A 15,176-nucleotide genomic window follows, 5' to 3' on the forward strand; every position below is an offset into this window, starting at 1 on the left:
GCCGCCTCCTCTGCTCCCACCGAAGCGCCGACATTAAACGCAAGCGGTGCTGGCGGGTAGCTGGGCTCCGTGGGGCGTCTAGCGCGGGCCGCCCTCCCGGGGGCCCACGCTGGACGGCACGGGAGACCTCCTCCCGCCCGCCCCTACTTCCGCTGGACGGCGCGGGAGACCTCCTCCCGCCCGCCCCTACTTCCACCGGGCGTCCCGGGAGCTCCCCCGTCCACCCGCCCCTACTTCCGCCGGGCGGCCCAGGAGCCCTCTCCCACCCGCCCGACCCCCGCCGGACGTCCGGGGAGCTCCCCACCCACCCGCCCCTGCCCCCGCGGGACGTCGCGGGGCAAACGGGTGGGTGGGTGGGAGACATCCGCCGCGAAGCGGCGGGCTGGTCCGGGCACGCACGGAGGCGGCACAGGGAGGTCGACCAGGGAGCCGCCCCCGGTCAAGGCGCCCCCGCCCGTTAAATGCGGTTGAGGACCTTGCCCAACAGCTCCCCCATCCGGGTGGCGCTGTCGCGCCCCGCCTGGAGGACCTCCTCGTGGTTCAGAGGCTCACCCGTCATGCCCGCGGCAAGATTCGTGACGAGGGAGATACCGAGGACCTCCGCACCCGCCTCGCGCGCGGCGATGGCCTCGAGAACCGTGGACATCCCGACCAGGTCCGCACCGATCGTGCGGGCCATGCGGATCTCCGCAGGCGTCTCGTAGTGCGGGCCGGGGAACTGGGCGTAGACGCCCTCCTCGAGGGAGGGGTCGATCTCCTTGCACAGGGCGCGCAGCCGCGGCGAGTACAGGTCCGTGAGGTCGACGAAGTTCGCGCCGATGATCGGGGACGTCGCCGTCAGGTTGAGGTGGTCGCTGATCAGCACCGGCTGACCGGGGCGCATGCCCTCGCGGAGGCCACCGCAGCCGTTGGTCAGCACGATGGTCTTGCAGCCGGCGGCCACGGCGGTGCGGACACCGTGCGAGACGGCGGCCACGCCACGGCCCTCGTAGTAGTGGGTGCGGCCCAGGAAGACCAGGACGCGCTTGTCGCCGATCTTGAAGGAGCGGATGCGGCCGCCGTGCCCCTCGACCGCCGGCGGCGGGAAGCCGGGCAGCTCGGTGACGGCGAAGTCGGCCTCGGGCTCGCCCAGCGCGTCGACGGCCGGCGCCCAGCCGGAGCCCATCACGAGCGCGACGTCGTGGGTCTCGGCGCCCGTCAGCTCGCGCAGGCGCGCGGCGGCGGCGTCGGCGGAGGCGTAGGGGTCGCCCTGGATGTCGTCCGGAATAACTGAAGCGTTCACGCGGACGAGAGTAGCCGTTTATGGCCTACGCGCGTAGATGACGATGCTCACGGGATTCCGATCGTTGTCTTGTCGTTTCCGACGAGAGTGGCGAACGGTGCTGAGCGGTGACGTCAGCAGGGGCGTTTGCGGAGTTCCATCACGTAGTCGTGGGGGGCTCCGGCCGATTCGGCGGCGTCCGCCAGCTCGCCCAGGTAACGCGCGGAGGGCAGCCCGCCCTCGTATCCGTTGAGGACGTACACCCAGGCAGGTTCCTCGCCCTCCAGCGTGTGCACGCGGACCCGCATGCGCCGGTAGATGTCGAGCCCGACGCCTTCCCAGCGGTCCATGGAGTCCTCGTCCATGGGGGCGATGTCGTAGAGCGTGACGAAGACCTGGGAGCGGGGGGCCTCGACGAGGGTGGCGAGCGCGCCTTCCCAGCCCATGTGCTCCCCGCCGAAGGTGAGCCGCCAGCCGTTCAGCCAGCCGGTCGCGCGCAGCGGTGAGTGCGGGGCGCGGCGTGACATGAGCCGCGGATCCAGATTGCCGGCGTACGCGGCGTAGAGCGACATGACGTCGAGGGTACGGCAGCAATCAAGTACGCCCCTCCTGAAGTGGAAGGACCGCCCGGACGGGGGGTCCTCGCACGGACGGAGGGCCCCGGCGCGTGACCACCTTGAAGCGTGCGGGACAATGGAGTACGTGACTCGGATCGTGATCATTGGTGGCGGACCCGGCGGATATGAGGCGGCGCTCGTGGCCGCCCAGCTCGGCGCGGAGGTGACCGTCGTCGATTGCGACGGTCTGGGCGGGGCGTCGGTGCTCACCGACTGCGTGCCGTCGAAGACTCTGATCGCCACGGCCGAGGTGATGACCACCTTCGACTCCTCGTACGAGGAGCTGGGGATCATCGTCGCGGACGACACCCCCCACATCGACAGCCCCGCGCGCGTGGTGGGCGTCGATCTGGGCAAGGTCAACCGCCGTGTGAAGCGGCTCGCGCTCGCGCAGTCCCACGACATCACCGCGTCCGTCACGCGTGCGGGCGCGCGCGTGCTGCGCGGTCGCGGGCGCCTGGAAGGGCAGCAGGACACCGACGGGTCGCGGAAGGTCGTGGTCCGGGCCGCCGACGGGAGCGAGGAGACCCTCGTCGCCGACGCTGTGCTGATCGCGACCGGCGGCCACCCCCGCGAGGTCCCGGACGCGCAGCCCGACGGCGAGCGGATCCTGAACTGGACGCAGGTGTACGACCTCGACGAGCTGCCCGAGGAGCTCATCGTGGTCGGCTCGGGTGTGACGGGTGCCGAGTTCGCCGGCGCCTATCAGGCCCTCGGGTCGAACGTGACCCTCGTGTCGAGTCGGGACCGGGTGCTTCCGGGGGAGGACCCCGACGCCGCCGCCGTCCTGGAGGACGTCTTCCGGCGTCGCGGGATGAACGTGATGTCCCGTTCGCGTGCCGCTTCCGCCAAGCGGGTCGGGGACCGGGTCGAGGTCACGCTCGCCGACGGCCGCGTCATCTCCGGCACGCACTGCCTGATGGCGGTCGGCGCCATTCCGAACAGCAGCGGCATGGGGCTGGAGGAGGCCGGGGTCAAGCTGAAGGACTCCGGGCACATCTGGACCGACAAGGTGTCGCGCACCTCCGCGCCGGGCGTCTACGCGGCCGGTGACGTGACCGGGATCTTCGCGCTGGCCTCCGTCGCCGCCATGCAGGGGCGCATCGCGATGTACCACTTCCTGGGCGACGCGGTGCAGCCGCTGAATCTGAAGGCCGTGTCGGCGAACGTCTTCACCGACCCCGAGATCGCGACCGTCGGCTACAGCCAGTCCGACGTCGACGCCGGCAAGATCGACGCCCGCGTCGTCAAACTGCCGCTGCTGCGGAATCCGCGCGCGAAGATGCAGGGCATCCGCGACGGATTCGTCAAGATCTTCTGCCGGCCGGGAACGGGCATCGTGGTCGGCGGTGTGGTTGTCGCACCGCGCGCTTCGGAACTGATCCATCCCATCTCGATCGCGGTCGACAACAATCTGACGGTCGAGCAGATCGCGAATGCGTTCACCGTGTACCCGTCGCTTTCGGGGTCGATCGCCGAGGTGGCGCGTCAGCTCCACACCCGGAAGACGGCGGGCGAGGGCTGATCCGCGCGGCGTTCCGAATCAACTCTCCGCAGGTCACGCAGTGTTGTCGCCCATTTGCGCGGCATAGGCACTCAGAGTAAGCACCTATACCACTTCCCACCCTGCGGTGCGCACAACTTCTGTAATTCGGCGCAAACTGCTGAAAGCAGACGGTCGTTGGGGTTACTGTCAGTTTCGTGTTCGCTGCAGAACGTCGCCAATTGATCCTCGAAATGGTGCGGGCCAACGGGGCGGTATCGCTCCGTGAGCTCGCCCGCGTCGTCCAGACCTCCGAAGTGACCGTACGGCGGGACGTGCGCGCGCTGGAGGCAGAAGGACTCCTCGATCGCCGACATGGCGGTGCGGTATTGCCGGGCGGATTCACGCGGGAGTCCGGCTTTCCGCAGAAATCACATCTCGCGACCGCCGAGAAGACGGCTATCGCCGATCTCGCGGCGGGACTCGTCGCAGAAGGCGAAGCCATCGTCGTCGGGGCGGGTACGACCACGCAGGAGCTGGCCCGCCGGCTCGCGCGGGTGCCCGGCCTGACCGTCGTCACCAATTCCCTGTTGGTGGCACAGGCGTTGGCCCACGCCAACCGGGTGGAAGTCGTCATGACCGGCGGCACCCTGCGCGGTTCGAACTACGCCCTCGTGGGCAGCGGGGCCGAGCAGTCCCTCCAGGGGCTGCGGGTGTCCCGCGCGTTCCTCTCGGGCAGTGGTCTGACCGCCGAGCGCGGCCTCTCCACGTCCAACATGCTCTCCGCGAGCGTGGACCGCGCGCTGGTCCAGGCGGCGGCCGAGGTCGTGGTCCTCGCCGACCACACCAAGCTCGGCACCGACACGATGTTCCAGACGGTGCCGACGGACGTCATCACCCGCCTGGTCACGGACGAGCCGCCGGGCCACGACGACCGGGCCGCCACGGAGCTGCAGGCGCTGGCCGACCAGGGCGTGCAGATCACGGTGGCCGGCGGTGCCATCGGCCCCAACGCCGGCCCCGGTGTCGATTCCGTCCCGGCGGGGCGCCAGCCGCGCCGGGACGTGCCCCTGCCGGGTCAGCGCCGTACGCACGGGACGGGCCCCGGCCAGCAGCTGCGCAGCGCGATCCTCGGGGAGCAGCCGCCCGGGGAGCGGGCGGCGCGGGTCGCGGACCTGCGCCGCCGCTGACCGAACCGGCCGCGGGGCCGGGAGCGCGACGGGGGCGCGGTGTTACGCCGCCGCCTGCCCGTCGGCCTTCAGGCCCCGCAGGGTCAGCGTGAGCAGGCGGTCGGCCAGCTCCGGATCGTCCGGGGTCTCCTCGGCCGCCAGCGAGATCGCGTTGGTCAGCTGGAGCAGGTCGGAGATGGAGACGTCGGGGCGCACCGCCCCTGCCTCCTGCGCGCGGACGAGCAGCGCCGCACCGGCCTCGCGCATCGGCTTGCTGCACCGCGCGAGCGCCGAAGTGTCGTCGTGCGACGCCGTCATGAGGGCGCTCGACAGGCCGCGGTACTCACCCGCATGAGTGATGATGGCGCGCAGCCACACCACGAGTGCCGCACAGGGCTGCGGGTCGTCGAGCAGTGCGCGCGAGCGCGCGAGCAGGTCGCTCACGGCGTCCTCCCAGACCGCGCTCACCAGCGCGTGCCGGTTCGGGAAGTGCCGGTAGAGCGTGCCGATGCCGACGCCCGCGCGGCGGGCCACGTCCTCCAGGGAGGCGCCCGTGCCGTGCTCGGCGAAGGCGGCGCGGCCCTCGGCGAGCAGCCTGTCGTAGTTGCGGCGGGCGTCGGCCCGCATGGTGCGCGCCGACTGTGCCGCCTGCCGCGGCGCCCTCGCCTGCTGGCTCATGCCGGTCGTCATCCCCGCACCCTTCGTGAACGTACGCGTCCCTCAAGGATGCCACTGCCAGCCCACCCGGCGGGCTCGGCCCGGGTCAGGACTCCCGGCGGGTGAAGAAGGCGTCCAGCTCCGCCCTGGCCCTGCGCTCGCGCCGGTGCGGCGGCAGGGCGCCGCCGCGCAGGTTCCGGGCCAGCCGGAGCACCAGCGGATACGTGACGCAGGTGCCGACGGCGAGTCCGGTCAGCACCCCGGCGGCCAGTTCCCCCATGATCATCAACTCACCTTCGTACGGTGCTTCGCGGGGCTCGGACGGAAGCCGTCGCGCGCCGCGGCGATCATCGTGGCGCCGTTGTCCTGCGGCACCGCGCCATAGCCGAGCAGCCGCCAGCGCCGGTCGACGGCGTCGCTCTCGTAGTACGGCACCGGGCCCGCCGCCGACGGCACCAGGAGCGGCACGGGCGCCTTCGCGCAGCCGTGGCAGGCGGCGACCTCCCCGACGGAGACGGCGCCGCGCTCGTGCAGCGGGTTGAAGTAGCAGGGCGGGTCGGGCCGCAGCGGCTGCTCCGTCACCAGGGCCTCCAGGGCGCGCATCCCGATGCGGCTGAACTCGACGGCCGCGACGAGCTCCCCGAGCGCGTGCGCGGTGTCGTACGCCGGGTCGGGGCTCAGCGGTCCTTCGCAGGGCGGGAGGATCACCGAGTTGCTCGCCTGGATGGCCGCCGTGACGGCGAACAGGGCCAGTTCGGCGCGGAGTTGCGGCGGCAGCGAGCAGGTGTGGTCCAGTGTGTCGCCGAGCGCGGACGCGTCGCTGAGCAGCGCGGCGCGGCGCTCGGCGTGCGGCCGCAGGGCCTCCGGATCGCAGCCCGGGTCCGGCAGCGGGGCGCGCCAGTCGGGTGCGGGCAGCGGCAGGGCGAAGGTGTAGGGGCGGCGGCGCCCCAGTGGCAGGCGGGTGAAGCGGCGCAGGAGCGCCACGGAGAGTCCTGCGGCGAGGCCCAGGACGAGTCCCGCCTCGTAACGCTGTCCGGTGTCGGCGGTGGCCGCGAGCCAGCCGGTTGCTGTGATGACGCCTGCCGCGGCCAGCAGGCACAGTACGTCCCCCGTACGTGTCACTGAAGTCCCCCCGTGGTCTTCGGCTCTACGGGGGAGAAGACGCGGGGCGGGCAGGGGCGGTTGCGGTGGTGAGTACGCCGCCGGGCCGGGCTGGAAGATCCAGCCCGGCCCGGCGGTATGTCACTCCGCTCTCGCGGTTCAGTCCTTGATCTCGCAGATCACCGCACCGGAGGTCAGGCTCGCGCCCACCTCCGCGGTGAGGCCCTTGACCGTGCCCGAGCGGTGCGCGTTCAGCGGCTGTTCCATCTTCATGGCCTCCAGGACGACGACCAGGTCGCCCTCCTTGACCTCCTGGCCCTCCTCGACCGCGACCTTCACGATCGTGCCCTGCATGGGCGAGGCGAGGCTGTCGCCGGAGGCGGCCGGGCCGGACTTCTTGGCCGCGCGGCGCTTGGGACGGGCGCCGCCCGCCGCCGCGGTGCGCGCGATGGTCATGCCCAGCGAGGAGGGCAGCGAGACCTCCAGACGCTTGCCGCCGACCTCGACGACGACCGTCTCGCGGCCCGGCTCCTCGTCCGTCTCGGTGTCCGCGGCAGCCGTGAACGGCTTGATCTCGTTGACGAACTCCGTCTCGATCCAGCGGGTGTGGACCGTGAACGGGCCGGTCGAGCCGGTCAGTTCGGGCGCGAACGCCGGGTCCTTGACGACGGCGCGGTGGAAGGGGATGGCGGTGGCCATGCCCTCGACCTCGAACTCCTCCAGCGCGCGGGCGGCACGCTGGAGCGCCTGCTCACGGGTGGCACCCGTGACGATCAGCTTGGCCAGGAGCGAGTCCCAGGCCGGGCCGATGACCGAGCCGGACTCGACGCCCGCGTCCAGACGGACACCGGGGCCCGACGGCGGCGCGAACGTGGTGACGGTGCCGGGCGCGGGCAGGAAGTTGCGGCCCGGGTCCTCGCCGTTGATACGGAACTCGAAGGAGTGACCCCGCAGTTCGGGGTCGCCGTAACCGAGCTCCTCGCCGTCGGCGATGCGGAACATCTCGCGGACCAGGTCGATGCCGGAGACCTCTTCGGTGACCGGGTGCTCCACCTGCAGACGGGTGTTGACCTCCAGGAAGGAGATCGTGCCGTCGACGCCGACGAGGAACTCGACGGTGCCCGCACCGACGTAGCCGGCCTCCTTGAGGATCGCCTTGGAGGCGGCGTACAGCTCGGCGTTCTGCTCGGGGGTCAGGAACGGCGCGGGCGCCTCCTCCACGAGCTTCTGGTGGCGGCGCTGCAGCGAGCAGTCACGGGTCGAGACGACGACCACATTGCCGTGCTTGTCGGCCAGGCACTGGGTCTCCACGTGCCGCGGCTTGTCGAGGTAGCGCTCCACGAAGCACTCGCCGCGGCCGAAGGCCGCCACGGCCTCGCGCACCGCCGAGTCGTACAGCTCCGGCACCTCTTCGAGGGTGCGGGCCACCTTCAGACCGCGGCCGCCACCGCCGAACGCCGCCTTGATCGCGATCGGCAGGCCGTTCTCCTCGGCGAAGGCGACGACCTCGTCGGCGCCGGAGACCGGGTCGGGCGTGCCCGCGACCAGCGGGGCACCGGCGCGCTGCGCGATGTGCCGCGCGGCGACCTTGTCGCCCAGGTCACGGATGGCCTGCGGCGGCGGGCCGATCCAGTTCAGGCCCGCGTCGATGACGGCCTGCGCGAAGTCGGCGTTCTCCGAAAGGAAGCCGTAGCCGGGGTGGATGGCATCCGCCCCCGCGTCCTTGGCCGCGGCCAGCACCTTGGAGATGTCCAGGTAGCTGGTGGCCGGAGTGTCACCGCCCAGCGCGAACGCCTCATCGGCTGCCCGTACATGCAGCGCGTCCCGGTCAGGGTCTGCGTAGACGGCTACGCTCGCGATCCCTGCATCCCGGCATGCCCGGGCAACGCGGACAGCGATTTCGCCACGGTTGGCGATGAGCACCTTGCGCACGATGGCTCCCTCCTTGAAACAAGCCGAGTTTAGGGACTGCCGACACGGGCTTACGACCCGTCCCCAATGGTGAGCTTGCCCACACGGAGTGTGACTCGAGACCGGCTAGGTTCGTGAAATCCCTTGTCGTACCGCGATACGCAGGGTCCCTCCACGGCAGCGTAGCCCTCCGGTGTGGCCAAGGTCTCTGTGAGTCAGCGCTGCGGACCCGGGGCTTTCTTTGTGGAGTCCCTACGAATGGCCCAATGATTCTTTGCCCTCGACACAGCTCTTGTCCCCCGGTTTACCCTCCCCCGAGCTCTTGATGAGCAGGGGGCGCCCCCATGTAGCGTTCGCGATGGCTTCGACGTACTACGGGTAACAGCAGCGGAAGAGGGTGGGGCGCCGTGGCGCGCAGACCGGTGGCCTGGGTGGGCGCGATCGTTCTCCTCGCGGAGGCGGTCGGCCTCGCGCTCCTCAACTGGTTCCTCGGCCAGGTCGTCGACAACCAGAAGATGTCCCTCGCGGGCCTCGACCCGCGGGCGATGTCCGTGTCGACCTGGATCGCCGGCGCCCTCATCGGCGGGTATCTCGCCCTGTGCGCCTTCGTCCTCGCCCGTGCCGCCGTGCGCGACCGCGCCCCCGGCGCCTTCGGGCGGGTGCTCCTGATCAGCTGCGCCGTCGTGCACGCGCTGCTCGGCGCCTTCTGCGTCGGCCTGGTGGGCTGGGCCGCGTTCGCCTTCATGATGGCCGTGCTCGGCCTGATCGTCCTCACGCTCGTGGCGTACGAGAAGAAGGCGCAGCAGGAGGGCGAAGTGGCCGCCCCCCAGGCCGCCTGAGGCTACTTGCGCCACAACTCCGTGATGCCCACGCCCAGTTCCGCGAGGAGGCGGCGCAGCAGCGGCAGGGAGAGGCCGATCACGTTGCCGTGGTCGCCCTCGATGCCCTCGACGAACGGCGCCGAGCGGCCGTCCAGCGTGAACGCGCCCGCCACGTGCAGCGGTTCGCCGCTCGCGACGTACGCGGCGATCTCGTCGTCGGAGGGCTCGCCGAAACGGACCACCGTCGAGGCGGTCGCCGACGTGTACCGCCCGGAGACGGTGTCGTAGACGCAGTGGCCCGTCTGCAGCACGCCCGCGCGGCCGCGCATGTCCTTCCAGCGGGCCGTGGCCTCCTCGGCGTCGGCCGGCTTGCCGAGCGCCCTGCCGTCCAGTTCGAGGACGGAGTCGCAGCCGACGACCAGCGCGCCCTTCGCGTCGGGCCGCGCGGCGACCACGGACGCCTTGGCCTCGGCCAGGGCGAGGGCGAGCTCGGCGGGGGTCGGCGCGGACACCTTGTCCTCGTCGACCCCGCTGACGATCACCTCGGGGGCGAGGCCCGCCTGCCGGAGCAGGCCGAGCCGGGCGGGGGACTGGGAGGCGAGGACGAGACGGCGGGGCTGATCACTCATGCGGTCAGCGTAGCGAGCACGCCCGGACGCGCGCAGTCGGTGGATACCGGGGCGCGGTCAGTGGATGCCGAGGACGAACATCGCCACCACCATGGCTAGGGCGAGGACCAGTCCGGCGCGGCGCATCTTCGCCTGGAGGTCCCTCATGTCCTTCGGAGGGTTGTCCTCCGGATCCGACCACAGCATGCATCCGATACTGCGACCGGGCGGGCCGGGACGCCTGAGTACGCGTACTCAGGTTCCCCGGCCCCACCGACTCAGCCGGGCCAGTACGTGCGGCCCCACGCCGTCGGGGACGGTGCGGGCAGCCGGTGCCTGGCCACCCGCGCGGGGTCGGCCCAGGAGTCGGGCAGCGCGGGCGCGCCGGACGGCTCGCCGGCGACGGCCGCGGCGCGCACCTGGACCACCGCCAGGGCGGCGGCGAGCTCCTCGGGCGTCGGGTTGCCCCGTACGACCTTGATCATGAGCCCTCCTTGGGGGTTCGGAAGGGTCTGGACGGTTGAAGGGGTCTAGAGGGGGATGTTGCCGTGCTTCTTCGGAGGGAGGGATTCCCGCTTCGTGCGCAGCTGACGCAGACCGCGTACGAGGTGGGAGCGAGTTTCGGACGGCATGATCACCGCGTCCACGTAGCCGCGCTCGGCCGCCGTGTACGGGTTGAGGAGGGCGTCCTCGTACTCCTGGATGAGCCGTGCGCGGGTCGCCTCCTGGGCGGCCTCGTCGCCGGCGGCGGCGATGGTGCGGCGGTGCAGGACGTTCACCGCGCCCTGCGCGCCCATGACGGCGATCTGCGCGGTCGGCCAGGCGAGGTTCAGGTCGGCGCCCAGGTGCTTGGAGCCCATCACGTCGTACGCGCCGCCGAAGGCCTTGCGCGTGATGACCGTGATCAGCGGGACGGTGGCCTCCGCGTACGCGTAGATGAGCTTCGCGCCGCGCCGGATGATGCCCGTGTGCTCCTGCTCGACGCCCGGCAGGAAGCCCGGCACGTCCACGAAGGTGATGACCGGGATGTTGAACGCGTCGCAGGTGCGGACGAAGCGGGCGCCCTTCTCGGAGGCGTCGATGTTCAGACAGCCGGCGAACTGCGTCGGCTGGTTGGCGACGATGCCGACCGGGTGGCCCTCGACGCGGCCGAAGCCGGTGAGGATGTTCGGCGCGAACAGCGGCTGCGTCTCGAAGAACTCGCCGTCGTCCAGGACGTGTTCGATGACGCCGTGCATGTCGTACGGCTGGTTGGCGCTGTCGGGGATCAGCGTGTCCAGCGCCAGGTCGTCGTCCGTGGGCGCCAGGTCCGCCTCCTCGGGGAAGGCGGGCGGCTCGCTGAGGTTGTTCGAAGGGAGGTACGACAGGAGGGACTTGACGTACTCGATGGCGTCCTTCTCGTCACCCGCCATGTGGTGCGCCACGCCCGACGTCGCGTTGTGCGTGCGGGCGCCGCCCAGCTCCTCGAAGCCGACGTCCTCACCGGTGACGGTCTTGATGACGTCGGGGCCGGTGATGAACATGTGCGAGGTCTGGTCGACCATGACCGTGAAGTCGGTGATCGCGGGGGAGTAGACCGCGCCGCCCGCGCAGGGGCCGACGACCAGGCTGATCTGCGGGATGACACCTGAGGCGTGCGTGTTGCGGCGGAAGATCTCGCCGTACATCCCGAGGGCCATGACGCCCTCCTGGATGCGGGCGCCGCCCGAGTCGTTGATGCCGACGACCGGGCAGCCGGTCTTCAGCGCGAAGTCCATGACCTTGACGATCTTCTGGCCGAAGACCTCGCCGAGCGCGCCGCCGAAGACGGTGAAGTCCTGCGAGAACACGGCGACCGGGCGGCCGTCGACGGTGCCGTAACCGGTCACGACGCCGTCGCCGTACGGCCGGTTCTTCTCCAGGCCGAAGTTGGTGGACCGGTGCTGCGCGAACTCGTCGAACTCGACGAAGGAACCCTCGTCGAGCAGCAGTTCGATGCGTTCGCGCGCCGTCAGCTTCCCCTTGGCGTGCTGCTTCTCCACCGCTCTGGCCGAGCCCGCGTGCTTGGCCTCCTCGATGCGGCGCTGCAGGTCGGCAAGTTTCCCCGCGGTCGTATGGATGTCGATGGCGCCGTCTTCGGCGGTGCGGTCTGACGCGGGCACGTTGGGCTCTTCCGGCTCGGACATCGGGATGCGGCTCCCTGCCTGCTCAAAGGTGCTTGTCTACGGCTGTGCGGCTGGCTACTGACCCGTAGCGTATCGGCGCGCATACCGTTCGGCAGTGCGGCGTTTACCACACCTAAGGTGGCTTGCATGACGCCGCCAGATGCTGAAGACAACCGCTGGTCCGACCTCGACAGGCCGCCGCTGAACGCCGCCTCGCTGCGGCGGGCGCTGCTGCGGGACGGTGGGCTGTGGTCCTCCCTCGACGTGGTGCCCGTCACCGGCTCCACCAACACCGACCTCGCGGCGCGGGCCGACGAGCTTCCCGAGGGGGCGGTGCTCGTCGCCGAGGAGCAGAGCGCGGCGCGCGGCCGCCTCGACCGCCGGTGGTCGGCGCCGCCGCGCTCGGGCCTCTTCTTCTCCGTACTCCTCAAGCCCACGGAGGTGCCGGTGGAGCGGTGGGGCTGGCTGCCCCTGCTCACCGGCGTCGCCGTCGCCACGGGGCTCTCACGGTCGGCCGGCGTGGACACGGCACTCAAGTGGCCCAACGACCTCCTGGTGACCGTGGGTGAGGACGAGCGCAAGGCCGGCGGCATCCTCGTGGAGCGCGCCGGGTCCCCCGACGGCGGGGGCGTCGTCATCGGCGTCGGCCTCAACGTCACGCTGCGCGACGACGAGCTGCCCGTCCCGACGGCGGGCTCACTCGCCCTGGCCGGCGCGCGCACCACGGACCGCGACCCGCTGCTGCGGGCCGTGCTGCGCTCCCTGGAACGCTGGTACGACGACTGGCGCGCCGCCACCGGCGACCCGGCCACATCCGGCCTCCAGGAAACCTACGCCGCAGGCTGCGCAACCCTCGGCCGCAAGGTCCGCGCGGAACTCCCCGGCAACGACTCCATCACCGGCGAGGCAGTAGCCCTAGACGACACGGGCCGCCTGATTCTGGCGACAGAGGAGGGCATCCAACACCCGGTGGCCGCAGCCGACATCGTGCACCTGCGTCCGGCGCCGTAAGCCCCCGGCCCCGGGGGGGCGCCCGAGGGGCGCGGGGAACTGCGCGCCCGGCCGCGACGTGCCCGCGGGCGTTCGACGGGCTGTGGGGGCGGGTCCCGGCGGTGGCGTGGTGTAGCGGGTGGCGTGGGTCTTTCAGGGGCGCGGGGAACTGCGCGATCAGCCACGATGCGCCTGTGGGCGTTCGACGGCCTGTTGCGGCGGGCCCCTGCGGTGGCGCGGGGTGGCGCGGGCCTTTCAGGGGCGCGGGGAACTGCGCGACCGGCCGCGACGTGCCCGCGGGCGTTCGACGGGCTGTGGGGGTGGGTCCCGGCGGGGTCGTGGTGTGGCGGGTGGCGTGGGTCTTTCAGGGGCGCGGGGAACTGCGCGATCAGCCACGACGCGCCTGTGGGCGTTCGACGGCCTGTTGCGGCGGGCCCCTGCGGTGGCGCGGGTTGCGCGGGCCTTCAGGGGCGCGAGGAACTGCGCGACCGGCCACGACACGCCTGCGGGCGTTCGTCGGGGGCGTGGTGTGGCGGGTGGCGTGGGTCTTTTAGGGGCGCGGGGAACTGCGCGACCGGCCGCGACGAGCCCGCGGGCGTTCGACGGCCTAGTGCGGCGAGTCCCCCAGGGGACGTGGTGTGGGCGGATGGGCTGGGGCTTTTCAGGGGCGCGGGGAACTGCGCGACCAGCCACGATGCGCCTGCGGGGGCTCGACGGCCTGTTGGGGCGGGCCCCTACGGTGGCGTGGGGTGGCGTGGGGCTTTTAGGGGCGCGGGGAACTGCGCGGCCAGCCACCGCGCGCTCGCAGGTGTCGGACGGGATTGCCCCCTCGGGCAGGAGCGCGGGGGATTGTGTGGGCAGTCACGGTGTGCCTGAGGGGGGCAGGTGGGGGGCGGGGCTTGGCCTGTGGGGCACGTAGGGCAGGGGGTGCGGCGCACCCCCCCGACGTCGCGTTCCCCGGAGGGGAAGTCCCGCCACCCCACCCCGTCAAGCGACCCCTCGGGGGAGTCGGGAGTGAGCTGCGGCACACCTGCCGTAAAGTTGACGCCGGTCGATACCTGACCGCGGCAGATCGGAAGGGCAGCAGGCGTGACCGTCGACGACACGGGCTCCGGCGAGGGTGCACACCCCGGTGCGGCGCCGGACGCGGACGGTGCGAGAGACGTCTCGGGGCCGCCCGAGATGCCCGACGTGGACGACAAGAGCGAGGACGGCGCGGACAGGGACCCGCTCGCCCTCCGGCTGGAACAGCTGATCCTCGGCGCCGACCGCCGCTACACCCCCTTCCAGGCGGCCCGCAGCGCGGGCGTCTCGATGGAGCTGGCGTCCCGCTTCTGGCGGGCCATGGGCTTTCCCGACATCGGCCAGGCCAAGGCGCTGACCGAGGCGGACGTGCTGGCCCTGCGCCGCCTCGCCGGCCTCGTCGAGGCGGGCCTGCTCAGCGAGGCCATGGCCGTCCAGGTGGCCCGGTCGACCGGGCAGACCACCGCCCGGCTCGCCGAGTGGCAGATCGACTCCTTCCTGGAGGGGCTGACGGAGCCGCCGGAGCCCGGCATGACCCGCACCGAGGTCACGTATCCGCTCATCGAGCTGCTCCTGCCCGAGCTGGAGGAGTTCCTCGTGTACGTGTGGCGGCGCCAGCTGGCCGCCGCCACCGGCCGCGTCGTGCAGGCCGCGGACGACGACGAGATGGTCGACCGGCGGCTCGCCGTCGGCTTCGCCGACCTCGTCGGCTTCACCCGGCTGACCCGCCGCATGGAGGAGGAGGAGCTCGGCGAGCTCGTCGAGGCCTTCGAGACGACGGCTGCGGACCTCGTCGCCGCGCACGGCGGACGGCTCATCAAGACCCTCGGCGACGAGGTCCTGTACGCCGCCGACGACGCGGGCGTCGCCGCGGAGATCGCGCTGCGGCTCATCGAGACCATGGCCAACGACGAGACCATGCCGGAGCTGCGCGTCGGCATCGCCTTCGGGACCGTGACGACCCGCATGGGCGACGTCTTCGGCACGACCGTGAACCTCGCGAGCAGGCTGACCTCGATAGCGCCTCGCGACGCGGTCCTCGTGGACGGCGCCTTCGCGGAGGAGCTGACGCGCACGGGCGACGCGCCGGCCTCCGAGACGGAGGCCGCGGAGGCGGCGGCCGTCGCCGAGAAGGAGGGCGAGGAGCCGCCCACCTACCGTTTTGCGCTCCAGCCGATGTGGCAGCGCCCCGTCCGCGGTCTCGGCGTCGTCGAACCGTGGCTGCTGGCCCGCCGCGGCTCCTAAAGCGCACTCCCGGTTCCTGGAGCGCACGCGCGGTTCCTGGAGCGCACGCGCGGCTGCCCCACCACCCCCCACCACCCCTTTCCGGCGCGACGCCCGGCTGACATGATCCCCGGGTAACGGTCGTTAACCGGAAGGTGGAGGAGGCG

Annotated in this window: 15 protein-coding genes; 5 read left to right on the forward strand and 10 right to left on the reverse strand. The window is 71.9% G+C overall.

The features are described 5' to 3' along the window. Nucleotides 1-457: 457 nt before the first annotated feature. A complete protein-coding gene (locus tag ACZ56E_RS08125; RefSeq protein ID WP_362998769.1) occupies nucleotides 458-1,282 on the reverse strand; it encodes a purine-nucleoside phosphorylase in 825 nt (274 codons plus the stop codon). A 113-nt stretch (nucleotides 1,283-1,395) separates the two neighbouring features. After that, complete coding sequence (locus ACZ56E_RS08130) at nucleotides 1,396-1,833, reverse strand: gamma-glutamylcyclotransferase family protein (RefSeq protein WP_362998771.1); 438 nt, start codon at nucleotides 1,831-1,833, stop codon at nucleotides 1,396-1,398. A 121-nt stretch (nucleotides 1,834-1,954) separates the two neighbouring features. Here ACZ56E_RS08130 and ACZ56E_RS08135 point away from each other — a divergent pair, with 121 nt between their 5' ends. Together ACZ56E_RS08135 and ACZ56E_RS08140 are read left to right on the forward strand one after the other, a co-directional pair. Beyond that, entirely contained in the window at nucleotides 1,955-3,403 is a 1,449-nt protein-coding gene (locus tag ACZ56E_RS08135) for an NAD(P)H-quinone dehydrogenase (protein ID WP_471212276.1), read from the forward strand. Nucleotides 3,404-3,579: 176 nt separating this feature from the next. Continuing rightward, nucleotides 3,580-4,551, forward strand: a complete 972-nt coding sequence (locus ACZ56E_RS08140; protein WP_471212277.1) for a DeoR/GlpR family DNA-binding transcription regulator — start codon at nucleotides 3,580-3,582, stop codon at nucleotides 4,549-4,551. A gap of 42 nt (nucleotides 4,552-4,593) precedes the next feature. Here ACZ56E_RS08140 and ACZ56E_RS08145 read toward each other — a convergent pair whose 3' ends face one another. The 4 genes from ACZ56E_RS08145 to ACZ56E_RS08160 all read right to left on the reverse strand — a co-directional run bounded on the left by ACZ56E_RS08145 (nucleotide 4,594) and on the right by ACZ56E_RS08160 (nucleotide 8,220). Beyond that, complete coding sequence (locus ACZ56E_RS08145; protein ID WP_471213107.1) at nucleotides 4,594-5,157, reverse strand: TetR/AcrR family transcriptional regulator; 564 nt, start codon at nucleotides 5,155-5,157, stop codon at nucleotides 4,594-4,596. A 136-nt stretch (nucleotides 5,158-5,293) separates the two neighbouring features. Then, nucleotides 5,294-5,473: a hypothetical protein gene (locus tag ACZ56E_RS08150; RefSeq protein ID WP_471212279.1), complete on the reverse strand. Its 180-nt coding sequence runs from the start codon at nucleotides 5,471-5,473 to the stop codon at nucleotides 5,294-5,296. Next, a complete protein-coding gene (locus ACZ56E_RS08155; protein WP_471212281.1) occupies nucleotides 5,473-6,309 on the reverse strand; it encodes a hypothetical protein in 837 nt (278 codons plus the stop codon). The genes ACZ56E_RS08150 and ACZ56E_RS08155 overlap by 1 nt, the downstream gene beginning before the upstream one ends. 138 nt (nucleotides 6,310-6,447) lie before the next feature. Continuing rightward, entirely contained in the window at nucleotides 6,448-8,220 is a 1,773-nt protein-coding gene (locus ACZ56E_RS08160) for an acetyl/propionyl/methylcrotonyl-CoA carboxylase subunit alpha (protein WP_468604835.1), read from the reverse strand. A 386-nt stretch (nucleotides 8,221-8,606) separates the two neighbouring features. Between ACZ56E_RS08160 and ACZ56E_RS08165 the strand changes: the two genes are divergently transcribed. Next, entirely contained in the window at nucleotides 8,607-9,038 is a 432-nt protein-coding gene (locus ACZ56E_RS08165; protein WP_471212283.1) for a hypothetical protein, read from the forward strand. A gap of 2 nt (nucleotides 9,039-9,040) precedes the next feature. Here ACZ56E_RS08165 and ACZ56E_RS08170 read toward each other — a convergent pair whose 3' ends face one another. The 4 genes from ACZ56E_RS08170 to ACZ56E_RS08185 form a co-directional block, all read right to left on the reverse strand. Further along, nucleotides 9,041-9,649, reverse strand: coding sequence for a nucleoside triphosphate pyrophosphatase (locus tag ACZ56E_RS08170; RefSeq protein ID WP_398300568.1), 609 nt, complete (start codon nucleotides 9,647-9,649; stop codon nucleotides 9,041-9,043). Between the two features lie 57 nt (nucleotides 9,650-9,706). Beyond that, on the reverse strand, nucleotides 9,707-9,835 hold the full coding sequence (gene mmpB, locus ACZ56E_RS08175) for a morphogenic membrane protein MmpB (protein ID WP_361170439.1): 129 nt from the start codon (nucleotides 9,833-9,835) through the stop codon (nucleotides 9,707-9,709). 71 nt (nucleotides 9,836-9,906) lie between these two features. Further along, nucleotides 9,907-10,113, reverse strand: a complete 207-nt coding sequence (locus ACZ56E_RS08180) for an acyl-CoA carboxylase subunit epsilon (protein WP_398300569.1) — start codon at nucleotides 10,111-10,113, stop codon at nucleotides 9,907-9,909. A gap of 45 nt (nucleotides 10,114-10,158) precedes the next feature. Then, nucleotides 10,159-11,793 (reverse strand): acyl-CoA carboxylase subunit beta, encoded by a 1,635-nt coding sequence (locus ACZ56E_RS08185; protein WP_471212286.1) that lies wholly within the window; start codon nucleotides 11,791-11,793, stop codon nucleotides 10,159-10,161. 126 nt (nucleotides 11,794-11,919) lie between these two features. On the opposite strand from ACZ56E_RS08185, the gene ACZ56E_RS08190 reads away from it, so the two are divergent. Together ACZ56E_RS08190 and ACZ56E_RS08195 are read left to right on the forward strand one after the other, a co-directional pair. Beyond that, nucleotides 11,920-12,783, forward strand: a complete 864-nt coding sequence (locus ACZ56E_RS08190) for a biotin--[acetyl-CoA-carboxylase] ligase (RefSeq protein ID WP_471212287.1) — start codon at nucleotides 11,920-11,922, stop codon at nucleotides 12,781-12,783. A 1,068-nt stretch (nucleotides 12,784-13,851) separates the two neighbouring features. Next, complete coding sequence (locus ACZ56E_RS08195; RefSeq protein WP_471212289.1) at nucleotides 13,852-15,030, forward strand: adenylate/guanylate cyclase domain-containing protein; 1,179 nt, start codon at nucleotides 13,852-13,854, stop codon at nucleotides 15,028-15,030. Nucleotides 15,031-15,176: the final 146 nt, after the last annotated feature.

The organism is Streptomyces sp. NPDC039480 (assembly GCF_055597165.1).

Coding starts and splice junctions, on each gene's coding strand:
- mmpB (WP_361170439.1), bottom strand. CDS start 9,835: ATGCTGTGGTCGGATCCGGAGGACAACCCTCCGAAGGACATGAGGGAC.
- ACZ56E_RS08180 (WP_398300569.1), bottom strand. CDS start 10,113: ATGATCAAGGTCGTACGGGGCAACCCGACGCCCGAGGAGCTCGCCGCC.
- ACZ56E_RS08135 (WP_471212276.1), top strand. CDS start 1,955: ATGGAGTACGTGACTCGGATCGTGATCATTGGTGGCGGACCCGGCGGA.
- ACZ56E_RS08185 (WP_471212286.1), bottom strand. CDS start 11,793: ATGTCCGAGCCGGAAGAGCCCAACGTGCCCGCGTCAGACCGCACCGCC.
- ACZ56E_RS08170 (WP_398300568.1), bottom strand. CDS start 9,649: ATGAGTGATCAGCCCCGCCGTCTCGTCCTCGCCTCCCAGTCCCCCGCC.
- ACZ56E_RS08130 (WP_362998771.1), bottom strand. CDS start 1,833: ATGTCGCTCTACGCCGCGTACGCCGGCAATCTGGATCCGCGGCTCATG.
- ACZ56E_RS08145 (WP_471213107.1), bottom strand. CDS start 5,157: ATGCGGGCCGACGCCCGCCGCAACTACGACAGGCTGCTCGCCGAGGGC.
- ACZ56E_RS08150 (WP_471212279.1), bottom strand. CDS start 5,473: ATGATCATGGGGGAACTGGCCGCCGGGGTGCTGACCGGACTCGCCGTC.
- ACZ56E_RS08190 (WP_471212287.1), top strand. CDS start 11,920: ATGACGCCGCCAGATGCTGAAGACAACCGCTGGTCCGACCTCGACAGG.